Origin of the sequence: Vibrio sp. SBT000027, from assembly GCF_963894355.1 — a bacterium.
In the GTDB taxonomy this organism is placed as follows: domain Bacteria; phylum Pseudomonadota; class Gammaproteobacteria; order Enterobacterales; family Vibrionaceae; genus Vibrio; species Vibrio splendidus.
Genome location: NZ_CAWQGD010000004.1, coordinates 1,123,619 through 1,139,867 on the forward strand (window position 1 = coordinate 1,123,619; position 16,249 = coordinate 1,139,867).

Here is a 16,249-nt window from a genome sequence, read left to right on the forward strand (position 1 = left end):
TTGGCAGGTAACAGCAAAGTCAAAAGTCATTTGTTATTACGCGGTGAGCCATTATGAAGGATGGAAGAGGCGGCTTCTGGGTAATACAAAAACGCCATCAAGCGTATTGATGGCGTTAGTGACACGATTTTCCGGATTAACTAGAGCATTAGCAAACTAGATACCAAGTTCATCGAGTAGATCGGCTGCAGAATCATTACCTGAACTTTGAGCGGGCTTATTCGCTTCCTGCATTTTTTTCTGAGTAGCCTCAAGAATACTGTCTGGGCATTCGTCTTCAGCGATCTCAAATTCTTCCAATTGGATGAATTCTGTCTTATCCATTGCAAGCTCTAGATAGAAGATGTTGTTGTTTGCTGTCGAGAAGGTCACACGACGGGCTTGTGGACGATCGAGGTTAGTATCAACAGAAAGGTTTACTTGCTTGTTCAATGCCAGCATTTTCGGTTGGTTCTGTGTGATGTTGGTTTGCAGTTCTTTACGGATCTTATTGGTGAAATCACCAACTAACTGGTTCATTAACTCACCTAAAACATCACCCACTTCGTCTGAAGTGTGCAGTACCGCCAGCTCATCTTCTGGCATACCCATGTTACGCATGTAATTGGTATAGATCTCTAGCGCGGCTTTAGACGTAAAATTGATGACAACAAGACCAGAAAAGCCACCGTCAAATAAGACGAAACAACCAAAGTCTGGCTTCAGACTTGTCTTGTTGATCTTTTGAACCATAGCTGAATAGGACACCTGAGAAGCCGTCGCTGAAGTGAGTACGCTTGAGACTGATTGGCATAGCTTAAGAAGAATATCTTCAGTTGTGACTGTTTTGTTTTTTTTCATTGTGATGTGCTCATGGAGATGTCTTAAACAAAATGTTATTCAGTATATTGGACTGAATTAAGACGAAAGTGACTATTTCTCCATTCTTGCACTGAGATTCTGATTTGATCACCTTTTTATATGATCTTAATAGTAGTAAAGTGACGAAATTCAAAGAAAATTATTAAAAATCCCAGATAACCCAATGCTGATTGGATCAGCGAAGTAGGGGCAGGAAGCAAATGTTACCAAGACTTCAACTTAATGCTGATGTCGATCCAGTAGTCGTACGCTTTTTAGATGAACTAAAAACAGCGGGCTTTACTGGCGACATTGAATCTCAATATTCTAGCCGTTTGGCTGTGGCGACTGATAACAGTGTCTATCAGCAATTGCCGCAGGCGGTCATACTTCCTAAAACAACTCAAGACGTTGTGTTGCTCGGTCAGGTGGGTGCTAAATCCGCTTACGAACGCGTGACCTTTTCCCCTCGTGGCGGCGGTACCGGAACCAACGGACAATCCTTAACAAAAGGTGTCGTGGTTGACCTTTCACGACATATGAATAAGGTTCTTGAGATTAACGAGAAAGAGGGCTGGGTAAGAGTTCAGTCTGGTGTCGTTAAAGACCAATTGAATGATGCGGTACGTCCCTACGGTTATTTTTTCTCTCCAGACCTTTCTACCAGTAACCGAGCAACATTAGGTGGCATGATCAATACCGATGCTTCGGGACAAGGGTCGTTGAAGTACGGAAAAACGTCTGACCATGTGTTGTCGCTACAAGCGGTGTTCGCGGATGGCTCGTGTCTAGAGTCTGATTTATCACACGGCTTGCCAGTTGAGGGAGAGTTTGCTCACCATGCCCTTGCGGTTACTGAGGCAGTTTGTCGAGACAAGCGCGCTCAAATTCTTAATAAATTCCCACCCTTGAATCGCTTCTTAACAGGTTACGACCTAAAGAACGCAATCAACGAACAAGATGACAGCTTCGACCTGACTCGCGTCCTGTGTGGTGCAGAGGGCTCATTAGCCTTCATCACGGAAGCAAAGTTAAACCTAACCAAGATTCCAAAAGCGCGCACACTGGTTAACGTGAAATACAACACGTTCGATTCTGCGCTGCGCAATGCTCCGTTTATGGTAGAAGCGAAAGCACTGTCTGTAGAAACGGTTGATTCAAGAGTATTGAACCTAGCGAAGCAAGACATCGTTTGGCACACCGTGAGCGACCTGCTTATGGATGTTCCCAATAAAGAGATGCTTGGTATCAACATGGTTGAGTTTGCAGGCCAAGATGAAGCGGAAGTTGAACAACAAGTTCAAGCGCTGACTGCACAACTTGAAAGCATGCTAGAAACTGAAGAAGCGGGTGTGATTGGCTTCCAAGTGTGCAGCGACTTAGCGAGCATTGGCCGAATCTACAACATGCGTAAAAAAGCGGTGGGTCTGTTAGGTGCGGCGAAAGGCCGAGCTAAGCCAGTCGCTTTTGCTGAAGATACCTGTGTACCACCGGAAAACTTGGCGGACTTCATCTCTGAATTTAGAGTGCTGCTCGATTCAAAAGAGCTGAACTACGGCATGTTTGGTCACGTGGATGCGGGCGTATTACACGTTCGTCCGGCACTTGATCTGTGTGACCCGATGCAAGAAGCACTGATGCACGAAGTCTCTGATGAAGTGGTTAAGCTGGTGGCTAAATACGGCGGCTTGATGTGGGGTGAGCACGGTAAAGGTTTCCGTTCTGAGTATGGCCCTGACTTCTTTGGTGAAGAGCTGTTTACTGAGTTAAGACGTGTTAAAGCAGCCTTTGACCCGCACAACAAGATGAACCCAGGCAAGATCTGTACGCCGTTAGAAAGCGACGCTGAATTGGTGAAAGTCACCGATACCAAGCGCGGCTTCTACGACCGCCAGATCGACGTACAAGTTCGTGATAGCTTCAAACAAGCCATGGAATGTAACGGTAACGGCTTGTGCTTCAACTACGATACGAGCTCGCCAATGTGTCCTTCAATGAAAGTTACGGCTGACCGTCGTCATTCACCAAAAGGCCGCGCAGGTTTGGTAAGAGAGTGGTTGCGTCAGTTAACGGAACAAGGCGTCGATATTCTCGATTTAGAGCAAGAAGCGCTGAAGGACAATACTCCGGTTAAAACCATGGTTGAGCGTGTTCGTAACACGATGAACAAACGCCATGAATACGATTTCTCGCATGAAGTTCACGAAGCGATGAACGGTTGTCTTGCATGTAAAGCGTGTGCGAGCCAGTGTCCTATTAAAGTCGATGTGCCGAGTTTCCGTTCTCGATTCTTGAACATCTATTACTCGCGTTATCAGCGCCCAGCAAAAGACTATTTAGTTGCCAACATTGAAACCATGCTGCCGCTAATGGCGAAAGCACCAAAGGTTGTTAACGCAGCGTTGGGTCAAAAGTGGATACAAACCGCAACGGCTAAAACAGTCGGTTATGTTGATGCACCATTGATGTCGGTGCCTACGCTAAAAAATCGTTTGGCGAGTAAAGAATTGCAACTCTTCGACTTACAGTACTTAGAAGGTTTGTCTTCTGAGCAGAAGAAACAGCATGTACTTATCGTTCAAGACCCGTTTACTAGCTTTTATGATGCAGAGGTAGTCGAAGATTTCGTTACTCTAGCTCAGAAGCTTGGTAAAACACCGGTACTACTGCCGTTCAAACCCAATGGAAAAGCGCTGCACATTAAGGGCTTCTTAAATCGTTTTGCTCGTGAGGCGAAATCTACATCGGATTTCTTGTCTATGGTGGCGGATATCGGTATTCCTTTGGTGGGTGTTGATCCTGCACTGGTACTTTGTTATCGCGATGAATATGTCGAGATCTTAGGTGACAAGCGTGGCGACTTTGATGTGCTCACCGTGCATGAATGGTTAATGCCATCGTTAGGTGAGTTCGAAGCGCGCTCAGCAAGTGAAGAGATGTGGTACTTGTTCGCTCACTGTACTGAGAAGACCAAAATGCCGAACGCTGAAAAAGAGTGGGGCGCTATCTTCAAACACTTTGGTGCTGCGTTAACCAGCGTTCCTGTCGGCTGTTGTGGTATGGCGGGTACTTTCGGCCATGAAGTGGATAAGCTTCAAATGTCGAAAGATATATACGGTTTAAGCTGGAAACCTCAAATGCAGGACTTACCAAAAGATCGTTGTTTGGTGACGGGTTATTCTTGCCGTAGCCAAGTGAAGCGTTTTGAAGGTGAGAAGCTTGCTCACCCATTACAGGCGCTAGCAAAAATTCTTTAATACATTTAGCCCAGCAATTGCTGGGCTTTTTTCTAAACTAACAAAGGAATGTTAATAAGGAAAAGTATGAAATTTCTAGAATTAAAAGTACCACCCGTTGCACTGTTTATTATTGTATTCGCAGCATCATACTTCTGCGCTCAGCAGTCGAGCCAAGGGACACTGGCATTACCTTATGGAATGGTTGTGCTAGGCGTCGGGATCATATTGAGTGGTGTGATTGGAATATCAGGCATATGGGAATTCCGAAAACAGAAAACCACCGTTAACCCGATTAAAGTCGAAACCGCGTCAGCAGTCGTGGACAGTGGAATCTTTGGCTACACGCGAAATCCAATGTATCTAGGGTTGTTTATCCTGCTATTTTGCTTTGGCTACTTCTTCCAAAACCTGTTCAGTGTCTTACTCAGTTTTGTATTCGTAATCTACATGAATCAGTTCCAAATTAAGCCAGAAGAACGCGCTCTAGAGCAATTGTTCGGTGCGGAATATGTTGATTACAAACAAAAGGTTAGGCGCTGGATTTAGTTTTGACTTGAGTGTCTTCGTGTAGTCAGAGATCGTACTAAAAAAGCCCAGCTTGAGGATATCAAGCTGGGCTTTATTGATCTTGTTCTAGAGCTATTTACACCACTTGATGTAAATAAGAATGCTGATTATGCAGCGGCTGCGAACTGAGCTAGAAACATCTCTTTACGCTCGTTGAAGCGGTTTACTAGGTCGTCGACAGAAGCTTGGTCGTATGGCTTAAGGCCACTTGCTACCATGCGCTTCACGCCTTTACCGACTACTTCGCCGTCTTCTTTGAAATCGAAGTTCAGTGTCACGATGCCACGCTTGCCTTCAACGTCAAAAGTCGCGCCAGAGAATTCAACTTCTGGGTGAGATAGGTCTAGGCGAGTAAATTCAACTTCCATGCTCTCGTAAATCACAAGAGGGCGTTGGCAGTTGATCATCATTTGCTGTTCTTCCATAAGAGGAACCATGATGTGTGGGAAGTTCATACCAGAGAACTTAACGTAGTTCGTTACTACGTGTTCGATGAATGCTTGGTCGTGGCTCTTTTCACCTTCACAAGACATGTGTAGGTACTCTTTGCCTTTCTCGTCAACCAGTGAGCTTTCTTTCTCACATTTGTTGTCAACGCTTAGCGCAATACCGTTACCCACCATACCTGAAAAATCAAAACGCATTTTTTGGCTGATGCCTTCTTTTTGCAGCAGTACTGCAAACAAAAGATCGCCAGGCACGCAGAAGCGCTTGTTGTCTTCATCGTGAATTGGGTTAAAGTCAGCGGCTACTTTTTTAGCAAAGTGGCTAGCCTGTTCACGAGTGAATTGAAATTGATTGTCTTCGGTAGAAAAGTAAGGTGTCAGAAACATAGTATCGCTATTAGTCATCAAATCTGGGGTGGATTATAGCTAACTAACTTCGTTCTAATGGTCTATCCAGTTAACTTTTCTTATGTATCAGTCAATTAGATAAATACGTTGGATGGTATGTGACGATTTTAAGGGAGATATGGCCTTTGGCTCAATGCAACAAGGGCCAATTAATAGCCCTTGTTTATATGACACTCTAATGGGTGTTGTTCAGAATGTTTTTGCTTTAAAAGCTACACAAAGTGCCTTCTGGCATTAGGTGATTATGAACGGACAATTTGAGCAACAGGTTAGCTTGTTCAATATCCGGTGCAAAATATCTGTCTTTGTCGTAGAAGCTGACTTTTTCACGCAGAATCTGTTTCGCTTCTTCCACACGAGGAGACGATAGATTCGGAGCACGGAAGTCTAGCCCTTGTGCTGCTGCTAAATATTCTACTGCCAATATCCCACGGGTGTTTTCAGCCATGTATCTAAGCCTACGAGCGGCAAAGGTAGCCATTGATACGTGGTCTTCTTGGTTTGCTGAAGTAGGTAGGCTGTCTATTGACGCAGGATGAGCCAATGTTTTGTTCTCACTAGCGAGTGCTGCAGACGTTACTTGAGCAATCATAAAGCCTGAGTTCACGCCGCCGTTATCGACTAAGAAAGGCGGTAGTTTGCTTAGCGCGCTATCAATCAATAACGCCATTCTTCGCTCTGACAAGCTACCGATTTCAGCTATCGCTAGTGCAAGGTTATCGGCTGCCATTGCGACAGGTTCTGCGTGGAAGTTACCACCTGAAATGATGTCGCCATCGTCAGCGAAAACAAGTGGGTTGTCGGATACGGCATTTGCTTCAATGTTTAAGGTTTCTGCTGAATTACGAATCTGCTGTAAACATGCCCCCATCACTTGAGGCTGACAACGCAGTGAGTAAGGGTCTTGAACCTTTTCACAACAAGTGTGTGATTCACCAATCTCACTCTTTTGATCAAGCATATGACGGTAAGCAAGTGCTGCATCCATCTGGCCACGATGACCACGAACGCGGTGTATACGAGGGTCAAACGGACGACGACTACCTAGCGCTGCTTCTACAGACATCGCACCACACACGGTTGCAGACGCAAACAAGTCTTCAGCTGCAAACAGACCTTCTAATGCAAAGGCAGTTGATGCTTGTGTGCCGTTTAACAGAGCTAAGCCTTCTTTCGGAGCAAGTGTGATTGGCTCTAAGCCTGCGATCTGCATTGCTTCTAAGCCCGTGATGATCTTGCCGTTGTGACGTGCTTGGCCTTCACCAAGCAGTACCGTACTCATGTGGGCGAGGGGAGCGAGGTCTCCAGAAGCACCCACAGATCCTTTTTGTGGTACACACGGGTAAACCTGTGCGTTCACTAGATCGATAAGAGCATTGATGACCTTGAGTCGGATACCCGAGTAACCACGAGACAAGCTGTTAATCTTTAACACCATCATCAAGCGCACGGTTTCATCAGACATGAATTTACCAATGCCGGCCGCGTGAGAAAGCACGATACTTTTCTGTAATACTTCTAAATCTTCAGGCGCAATTTTGGTATTTGCCAATAAGCCAAAACCCGTATTGATGCCATACACAGTGCGATCTTCAGCAATCACTTGTTCTACAACGTGCATGCTCGCTTCAATATCAGGAATAGCTGCGGGATCAAGTGATAAGTTCACAGGGCTACGGCTAATCTTACGCAGTTCAGGTAGGCCAAGAAGTCCTGGTTTAAGTAATAAATTCAACATGTTTTCTCCAGAAATTAAAGGCGACGAAGTTCTTCGTTTAGCATAGGCAAATCAAGCTTCTGCTCTTTAGCACACTGCTTGGCAATATCGTAACCCGCATCAGCATGACGCATAACGCCTGTTGCTGGGTCGTTGTGAAGTACACGAGCAATGCGCTGTGATGCATCTTCACTGCCGTCACAACAAATCACCATTCCTGAGTGTTGCGAGAAGCCCATGCCAACGCCACCGCCATGGTGCAGGGAAACCCATGTTGCGCCGCCTGCAGTATTTAACAGAGCGTTCAATAGTGGCCAATCTGATACGGCATCAGATCCATCCATCATGCCTTCTGTTTCGCGGTTCGGGCTCGCTACTGAGCCTGAATCTAGGTGGTCACGACCGATAACAACTGGTGCTTTTAGTTCGCCACTTTTAACCATTTCATTGAATGCTTGGCCTAAACGTTCACGATCTTTCAAACCAACCCAACAAATACGAGCGGGTAAGCCTTGGAACTGAATGCGTTCACGCGCCATATCTAGCCAGTTGTGTAGATGTGGGTTATCTGGAATCAGTTCTTTTACTTTTTGGTCTGTTTTGTAGATGTCTTCTGGGTCGCCAGATAGGGCAGCCCAACGGAACGGACCGACGCCTTCACAAAATAAAGGTCGTATATAGGCGGGAACGAAGCCTGGGAAATCAAATGCGTTTTCCACACCTTCTTCCAGTGCCATTTGGCGAATGTTGTTGCCGTAATCTACGGTCGCAGCACCACGGTATTGCAGGTCTAGCATAGCTTGAACTTGAATGGCCATGGACTGCTTAGCGGCTTTCACTACTTTAGCTTCATCAATGGTTCGTTCTTGCGCTGCTTTCTCCATTGTCCAACCTTGTGGCAAGTAGCCGTTCAGTGGATCGTGGGCAGAGGTTTGGTCAGTCACTACGTCAGGCGTGATATTGCGTTCAACAAGCTCTGGGAATACGTCTGCTGCGTTACCAAGCAAGCCAACAGAGATTGGTGTGTCTGATTCTTTAATCATTGCCATCGCTTCATCGATGCTGGTGGCTTTTTTGTCTACATAGCCTGTACGCAAGCGGTAATCGATTCGTGATTCATCACATTCAACCGCAATCATCGAGAAGCCAGCCATTGTAGCTGCGAGAGGTTGAGCACCACCCATGCCGCCAAGACCACCCGTTAGAACCCACTTACCGTTTGCTTCGCCTTGGAAATGCTTCTTCGCGATAGCGACAAACGTTTCATAAGTACCTTGAACGATGCCTTGAGAGCCAATGTAAATCCAGCTACCTGCTGTCATTTGACCGTACATCATCAAGCCTTCTTTATCGAGCTCGTTGAAGTGTTCCCAATTCGCCCAGTGTGGAACAAGGTTAGAATTCGCGATCAGTACGCGGGGTGCGTTTTTATGAGTCGGGAACACGCCTACAGGCTTACCTGATTGAACAAGTAACGTTTGGTCGTCTTCTAAACGCTCTAATACTTCAACAATCTTGTCATAACATTTCCAATCACGTGCCGCGCGACCGATACCGCCATACACAACCAGTGCATGTGGATGTTCTGCCACATCAGGGTCTAGGTTATTCATCAGCATACGCAGCGGTGCTTCTGTTAACCAAGATTTAGCGCGCAAAGTGGTACCATGAGGTGCGCGAATTTCGCGAGTCGTGTCGAGACGAGGGTCACTGTTGTGGTGTTCCGTCATTTTGGAATTCCTTCTGTTTCACGTTATATCGTTGTAGTTGTAGTTGTAGTTGTAGTTGTAGTTGTAGTTATCGGTATAGCTGGATTAGTCGCTGGCCATTGCAGAGGCAATATCCCAACACAAACGTGCCGCCAATCGAGCCGTTTGGCCATCGACGTCGTAGTCTGGGTTGTATTCCGCAATGTCCGCGATAATGAGTTTTTCACTGTGTTGGAAAATCTGTTCTAGAAAAGGAGCAAGTGCTTCATAGCTCACGCCTCTTGCCGCTGGTGCACTTACGCCCGGCGCTGTCGCTGCTGGAAATACGTCTAGATCGATAGTGAGATAGAGGTAATCACACTCAGCGATGAATTTTTGTAACTTAACCAGTTGAGCGACTTGGTTAACTTGGGTCATGTTGCGGTCGTGTTCATACCAAACACCCAGTTGGTCGGCTTTGTTAAACAGCGCTTTGGTATTACTAGCCGCACTCACACCAAGACAAGCGTAATGAAACGGCCATTGATGTGTGTGGCAGTAATCACTTATCTGGTTGAAAGGTGTGCCTGAGCTCGGTTTAACATCGGCAATGTTGCTTTCAAATTCGCGAAGATCAAAGTGAGCATCAAAATTAACGATACCGATCTTAGGTTTGCGTTCTGGCTGACCTTTATCAAGGTGTTCCATTTGATGTAAATGATCAGCGAGGCCTTGGAAAGATGCCCAAGCTACTTCGTGACCACCGCCGAGGGTAATCACTTTGTTGATTGCTAAAGCATTGGCAATAACCGAAGCACATTGTTTTTGGCTGACTTCGAGTTGACCATCATTGCATTCGATATCACCAAGGTCCGCGATGTGAGCGTCACTGTGCCAAGCCATATTAGCCAACGCTTGGCGAATCAGGTTAGGTGCTTGTTTCGCGCCCACGCGTCCTTTATTCCTTGCAACACCTGCATCGCTGGCGAAGCCAACCAAGGCGATAGCACTGCTAGTCAGCTCGTCATTTAACTCACTATTTTGCACTTGCTTGGTAATGTGATGAACGCGTGTGCCGAGTGCGCCATCTTCAAGATCATTACGCCCTGTCCACACAAAGTTATGCACGGTTGTTGCGTTCTTTTGAATGCTGTTGGAATTAGATTGAGTCATGACATACCTCGCCATTAACAATGCGTTTATGCAGATGAGGAACACCGACTTGATAGCTTAGATCGGCAGGGTGGTCGATATTCCAGATAGCCAAATCAGCGGCATAACCAATTTCAATTTTGCCTTTGGTTTGTGAGTCGCCAATGGCAGAAGCTGCGTTACAAGTTACACCGCGCAGCGCTTCTTCAGGCGTTGTACCAAACAGGGTGCAGCTCATGTTCATCATCAGCGTTAAATCAGCAAAGGGAGAAGTGCCGGGGTTTAAGTCGGTCGCTATTGCCATTGGAATGTTGTGTTCACGAAGTAGGGCGATAGGCGGCTGTTGAGTCTCTTTCAGGAAGTAGAAAGCACCGGGTAGCAAGGTGGCAATTGTGCCTGATTCTGCCAGTGCTTTTACTCCGGTTTCATCTAAGTACTCAACATGGTCAACAGAGAGTGCGCCGTATTTTGCTGCAAGTGCGCTACCACCCATATTCGAAAGTTGTTCAGTGTGGCCTTTAATCGCGAGCCCATGTTCTTTGGCTGCTGCAAAGACACGTTCGGTTTGTTCTAGGTTGAAGCCGATAGATTCGCAGAACACGTCAACGGCATCGGCGAGCCCTTGCTCTGCGGCTTTAGGAATGATCTCTTGGCAAACCAGATCGATATAGCTGTCCGGTTGTTCTTTATATTCAGGTGGCACAGCATGCGCTGCAAGGAGAGTGGTGGTGATCTTAATTCGGCGATGATTCTCTAACGCTTTAGCTGCGCGTAACATCTTGAGTTCATCATCAAGTGTTAAACCATAGCCAGATTTTACTTCGATGCTGGTTACGCCACTTCTTAGTAGGCCATCAAGTCTAGGCAGCGCCATTTCAACCAGTTCAGATTCTTGGGCTGCGCGGGTTGCTGTGACTGTCGCGAGAATCCCGCCGCCTTGCTTGGCGATGTCGGTGTAAGAGACACCATTCAAACGCTGCTCAAACTCGTTGGCGCGATTACCCGCAAATACGAGGTGAGTGTGGCAATCAATCAGCCCAGGGGTGACGAGTTTGTTCTTGCAATCATAGGTGATGTAATCCAAAGAACCATCAATACTTACTTGTTCTAACTCAGAAGCAAGTACGCCTTGGTTTGAACAAGAGATGGACACGATTTTACCGCTTTCGATAACGATATCTTGAGGGGAGGAGGGCTGATAACCATCGGCTCCCGAATTCATGGAGACCACTCGTGCGTTTTTGAGGATCAAATTCATAATCACCTAGATCTTTGCTAAACATTAAATGTATATACAAATAAATAGGCTAAACGCTGACCCGAATCAAGTCGATGTTGCAAAAATGTGATCGGCGATCAGGATGATGTTCTTTAATTTAGAAGTATCTTGGAGCTTAATTTGTACTTAGAACCAGGATGGTAGAGCAATGCAAAGCTGATGAGGCGCTCTTTACTCCATGTTCTTCTATTCAAAAGTAGGCAAGGTTCTGATTCAGATAGCTTTAGTGACGTTCTGATTTGAGAGTCAGGAATAATGGCTTCAACCGTGTGCTCGATTGCACTCAACGGGCAGCTTTTTGAAAGGTATTCATTGGGTGTAGAGGTTGAAAAGTCTTGCTCTAGGTATTTTGGTGCGGCTTGCGAGTTCACCCAGCGCGCTTCCAATTGAATCGGTGTGTTGTCAGCAAAGTGGATGATTTCACTATAGAACACTTCTGCGTTGATCATCACACCTAACCGTGTCGCGGTGCTTTCATCTGCTTTGATGCTCTTGTGCTTGATAACCTGGCTAGCATACGTTTGACCTCGGTCTTTGATCTCTTGTGCGATGTTGTTGATATCAAGCAGCGGAGATTGCGCTTTTTCGTCTGGTTCACAAACAAAAGTACCTAGCCTTGGCTTCCTGATGAGTTTGCCTTCAGACACCAGATCTCGAATGGCTTTATTGACTGTCATTCTGCTCACTTTGAACTGCTCAGTGAGTTCTAGCTCTGTGGTTATCTGGTAACCCACTGGCCAGTGACCACTGGTGATATTCTCGTCTATGAACTGTTTTATCTGAAGGTAGAGCGGCGCTTTCGACATAATGAAACCTTATTTGACTATACAAATAGAGTAACGGAATTTTTCACGATTTCAACATTTCCTCGGGCAATGTGACCTTATTCAACATAGATGGGGCAAATTGCTTGATTCTGTGAGGCAAGTGTCGCAAATTGTCACGCAATAACTATTCGTAAATCAGATAATTAGAAAGGGAAATAATATGTTTAAGAAATTAAAGGCCTCGTTGGGCATCGGTGCAGCAAAGGTTGATACTGTCTTAGATAATATTGAAGTTTTCCAAGGTGGAGAGTTGTCTGGCAATGTTCACATTGTTGGTGGCGACGTTGAGCAACAAATCGACTTGATTAACTTGGTTCTCAACACAGAAGTAAAAGTAGAAACGGAAGACAGTACCAGCTACGAAACCTTTTCACTGGGTCGTATTCAAGCGGTAGAGCCTTTCGTTATCCAACCGGGTGAAACCAAACTGGTTCCATTCCGACTTAAGTTACATGATGAAACGCCAGTCACCGCGTTGAACGCACAAATGAACCAATGCCATGTGTGGGTTGAAACCAACCTAGATATAGGCTTCGCGATTGACCCTAAAGACCGTGACTTTATCTCTGTTCACCCACTGCCAACGGTTGCTAAAATCATCCAAGGTGTGGAAGCATCCGGTATGGCAATGGTGAAAGCAGACGTAGAGAAGGGTTTCTTAAAAGGCAACAGCTTTGCTTCTCGTTCGGGTTGTTACCAAGAGATTGAATTTCGCAGCGGCGGCTTCATGAATAATAAAGAGATCGAGCTGTCATTCATCGTTGAAGGTTCAATGGTTCACTGCCTAGCAGAAATCGACCGCTCAATGAGCTTCCGCGGCGACCAATACATCTCATTCAGCTTGCCTGCGAACGCCGCCGATTCAGACATTCGCAACGCTGTATCAAGAATCATGAGTACGTAGTCGCTCTCTCTGTTAGTAGATGCTCTTTCTATTAATAGAGACAAGACAGTACGATTTCTATAGCCGAACTTAACCGTTCGGCTTTTTTGTTTGTAAATAAAGACAAAGAACCAATCATTGAACGTTAGCTTAGGGTGTTAGAAGGTCCTATATAGAAGAGACATTTAAGTTATGTAGTTTTTGTGGCGCTGTGGGACTAACATTGTCATTTCATATAATTTCGTTACAATGTTCGGCTACTCACAAATGGGGCATCTGTATTTGCTTCTATGTGGGTATCTTTATTATGCATATATCTCCGATCAACATATTTGTTGGTTGAAAAACATATATTAAACATTTTCATGTGTTGCTTGGTGTGCAACACCACTGTAAAGGACAAATAATGCCAATTATTACTCTTCCTGACGGTAGTCAGCGTCAATTTGACAACCCTGTATCAACTCTAGATGTTGCCCTATCAATCGGTCCGGGTCTTGCGAAAGCAACCATTGCTGGTCGTGTAGACGGCGAGCGTGTTGATGCTTGTGATCTTATCGAAAACGATGCAAGCCTAGAAATCATCACAGCTAAAGATGAAGTCGATGGCCTTGAGATCGTTCGTCACTCTTGTGCTCACCTTTTAGGTCACGCGATTAAGCAGCTTTTTCCAGAAGCGAAAATGGCGATCGGTCCTACCATCGATAACGGTTTCTACTACGATATCGACCTTGAGCACTCTCTAACGCAAGAAGATCTAGAAAAGATTGAAAAGCGTATGAAAGAGCTAGCGAAGACCAAGTACCAGGTTGTTAAGAAGAAAGTTAGCTGGCAGGAAGCGCGTGACGCATTCGAAGCTCGCGGCGAGACTTACAAAATCGAAATCTTGGACGAGAACGTTTCTAAAGACGATCGTCCAGGCCTGTACCATCATGAAGAATACATCGATATGTGTCGTGGTCCACACGTTCCACATATGGGCTTCTGCCAACACTTCACGCTACTTAACGTAGCGGGTGCTTACTGGCGTGGTAACAGTGACAACAAGATGCTTCAACGTATCTACGGCACTGCATTCCACGACAAGAAAGCGCTTAAGGCTCACCTAGTGCGCCTAGAAGAAGCGGCTAAGCGTGATCACCGTAAAATCGGTAAGCACTTAGATCTATTCCACATGCAGCAAGAAGCACCAGGCATGGTGTTCTGGCATCACAATGGTTGGACTATCTTCCGTGAGCTAGAAGTATTTATTCGTCAGAAGCTGACTGAGTACGATTACCAAGAAGTTAAAGGCCCATTAATGATGGACCGTGTTCTTTGGGAACGTTCTGGTCACTGGGATAAGTACGCTGAAGCGATGTTCACTACTTCTTCAGAGAACCGTGAATACGCGATTAAGCCAATGAACTGTCCTGGTCACGTTCAAATCTTCAACCAAGGTTTGAAATCTTACCGTGATCTACCGCTACGTATGGCTGAGTTCGGCTCATGTCACCGTAACGAGCCGTCTGGCGCACTTCACGGCATTATGCGTGTTCGTGGCTTCACTCAAGATGATGCTCACGTATTCTGTACTGAAGACCAAGTTCAGCAAGAAGTTAAAGCTTGTATTGAAATGGTTTACGATACTTACACAACTTTCGGTTTCGAAAACATTGTTGTTAAGCTGTCTACTCGTCCAGAACAGCGCGTAGGTTCAGACGAAATGTGGGACCGTGCAGAGGCCGATCTTAAGCAAGCGCTTGAGGCGATGGAGATTGCATACGAGATTCAAGAAGGCGAGGGTGCGTTCTACGGACCTAAGATTGAATTTACTTTGCATGATTGTTTGGACCGCGCATGGCAATGTGGTACAGTGCAGCTCGATTTTGCATTACCAGAACGTTTAGGTGCAACTTACGTAGGTGAAGATAACGAGCGTCACACGCCAGTTATGATCCACCGCGCGATTTTAGGTTCACTAGAACGCTTCATTGGTATTCTTATTGAAGAATACGCTGGCTTCTTCCCAACGTGGTTGGCGCCAGAACAAGCAATTGTTATGGGCATTACGGACAAACAGTCTGAATATGTACAAGAAATTGCGAAAAAACTGCAAAAAAGTGGATTTAGAGTCAAAGCAGACTTGAGAAATGAGAAGATTGGCTTTAAAATCCGCGAACATACTTTGAAACGTGTACCGTTCATGCTTGTGTGTGGTGACCAAGAAATGGAAGCCGGCGAAATTGCAGTACGTACACGTAAAGGTAAGGACCTTGGTAAATTTAAAGTGGATGACTTTATTTCATACATCCAAGCCGAGGTTTCAAACCGTAAGCTCAATCTGGAGGAATAGCTATTAAAGGCGGAAGACGTGGCCAACAACCGGCCAAACAAAACCAGCACCGTTTAAACGGTGACATTCGTGGCGTTCGTGAAGTGCGTCTAACTGGCGCAGACGGCGAAGCTGTTGGTGTAGTAACAATCGCTGAAGCGATGGAAGCTGCAAATGAAGCTGGTATGGATCTCGTAGAGATCAGCCCTAACGCCGAGCCGCCAGTTTGTCGTGTGATGGACTACGGTAAGTTCCTCTTCGAGAAGAGCAAAGCTGCGAAAGAGCAGAAGAAAAAGCAAAAGCAGGTTCAGATCAAGGAAATTAAATTCCGACCTGGAACTGATATTGGAGACTATCAGGTAAAACTACGCAACCTGACTGGTTTCCTTGAAGACGGCAACAAAGTGAAGGTAACAATTCGCTTCCGTGGCCGCGAAATGGCTCACCAAGAAATCGGTGTTGACGTTCTTAATCGTTTGAAAATCGATACTGAAGAATTTGCAGTTGTCGAATCTTTCCCAACGAGAATTGAAGGTCGCCAGATGATCATGGTGTTGGCCCCTAAAAAGAAGTAATTAACGGCTTTACAAGTAATTAAACCTTGCAGCCATAGGCTGTAGGGTTTTATTCGCCCTAATTACTATGTTATTAACAACTCAACAATGCGGAGTTATTCATCATGCCTAAGATGAAAACCAACAAAGGTGCTGCTAAGCGTTTCCAGAAAACTGCTGGTGGTATTAAGTTTAAGCACGCTGGTAAACGTCACATCCTGACTAAGCGTACTACTAAGAACAAGCGTCAGCTTCGTCCGAACTCAATCCTTCCAAAATGTGAAGTGGCTGCAGTTCTACGTATGATGCCATACGCTTAATTCTTTTTAGTTTAT

Annotated in this window: 13 protein-coding genes; 6 read left to right on the top strand and 7 right to left on the bottom strand. The window is 45.6% G+C overall.

Translation table 11 applies throughout. The features are described from left to right. Positions 1–156 precede the first annotated feature (156 nt). Positions 157–840 (bottom strand): DUF3334 family protein, encoded by a 684-nt coding sequence (locus AACU28_RS14915; RefSeq protein WP_004733423.1) that lies wholly within the window; start codon positions 838–840, stop codon positions 157–159. A 221-nt stretch (positions 841–1,061) separates the two neighbouring features. Here AACU28_RS14915 and ydiJ point away from each other — a divergent pair, with 221 nt between their 5' ends. Beyond that, entirely contained in the window at positions 1,062–4,097 is a 3,036-nt protein-coding gene (gene ydiJ / locus AACU28_RS14920) for a D-2-hydroxyglutarate dehydrogenase YdiJ (protein ID WP_102447706.1), read from the top strand. 66 nt (positions 4,098–4,163) lie between these two features. Continuing rightward, positions 4,164–4,625: a methyltransferase family protein gene (locus AACU28_RS14925; RefSeq protein WP_076646159.1), complete on the top strand. Its 462-nt coding sequence runs from the start codon at positions 4,164–4,166 to the stop codon at positions 4,623–4,625. Positions 4,626–4,753: 128 nt separating this feature from the next. Here AACU28_RS14925 and AACU28_RS14930 read toward each other — a convergent pair whose 3' ends face one another. From AACU28_RS14930 to hutC, 6 genes are all read right to left on the bottom strand, one after another. Next, complete coding sequence (locus AACU28_RS14930; protein ID WP_010438254.1) at positions 4,754–5,479, bottom strand: DUF3581 domain-containing protein; 726 nt, start codon at positions 5,477–5,479, stop codon at positions 4,754–4,756. Positions 5,480–5,705: 226 nt separating this feature from the next. Further along, complete coding sequence (hutH, locus tag AACU28_RS14935) at positions 5,706–7,238, bottom strand: histidine ammonia-lyase (RefSeq protein WP_017085756.1); 1,533 nt, start codon at positions 7,236–7,238, stop codon at positions 5,706–5,708. 14 nt (positions 7,239–7,252) lie between these two features. After that, complete coding sequence (gene hutU, locus AACU28_RS14940; RefSeq protein WP_102492569.1) at positions 7,253–8,947, bottom strand: urocanate hydratase; 1,695 nt, start codon at positions 8,945–8,947, stop codon at positions 7,253–7,255. 84 nt (positions 8,948–9,031) lie between these two features. Further along, positions 9,032–10,078, bottom strand: coding sequence for a formimidoylglutamase (gene hutG, locus AACU28_RS14945; protein ID WP_121603139.1), 1,047 nt, complete (start codon positions 10,076–10,078; stop codon positions 9,032–9,034). Then, positions 10,065–11,315: an imidazolonepropionase gene (gene hutI, locus AACU28_RS14950; RefSeq protein ID WP_121603140.1), complete on the bottom strand. Its 1,251-nt coding sequence runs from the start codon at positions 11,313–11,315 to the stop codon at positions 10,065–10,067. Before hutI ends, hutG begins: the two co-directional genes overlap by 14 nt. A gap of 113 nt (positions 11,316–11,428) precedes the next feature. Then, a complete protein-coding gene (gene hutC, locus AACU28_RS14955; RefSeq protein ID WP_102488256.1) occupies positions 11,429–12,142 on the bottom strand; it encodes a histidine utilization repressor in 714 nt (237 codons plus the stop codon). A 181-nt stretch (positions 12,143–12,323) separates the two neighbouring features. Here hutC and AACU28_RS14960 point away from each other — a divergent pair, with 181 nt between their 5' ends. The 4 genes from AACU28_RS14960 to rpmI all read left to right on the top strand — a co-directional run bounded on the left by AACU28_RS14960 (position 12,324) and on the right by rpmI (position 16,234). Further along, positions 12,324–13,067 (top strand): sporulation protein, encoded by a 744-nt coding sequence (locus AACU28_RS14960; protein WP_121603141.1) that lies wholly within the window; start codon positions 12,324–12,326, stop codon positions 13,065–13,067. 385 nt (positions 13,068–13,452) lie between these two features. After that, positions 13,453–15,381, top strand: a complete 1,929-nt coding sequence (gene thrS / locus AACU28_RS14965; protein ID WP_029222173.1) for a threonine--tRNA ligase — start codon at positions 13,453–13,455, stop codon at positions 15,379–15,381. A 2-nt stretch (positions 15,382–15,383) separates the two neighbouring features. Further along, a complete protein-coding gene (gene infC / locus AACU28_RS14970; RefSeq protein WP_076646145.1) occupies positions 15,384–15,935 on the top strand; it encodes a translation initiation factor IF-3 in 552 nt (183 codons plus the stop codon). Positions 15,936–16,039: 104 nt separating this feature from the next. Then, a complete protein-coding gene (gene rpmI, locus AACU28_RS14975; RefSeq protein ID WP_004733518.1) occupies positions 16,040–16,234 on the top strand; it encodes a 50S ribosomal protein L35 in 195 nt (64 codons plus the stop codon). Positions 16,235–16,249 lie beyond the last annotated feature (15 nt).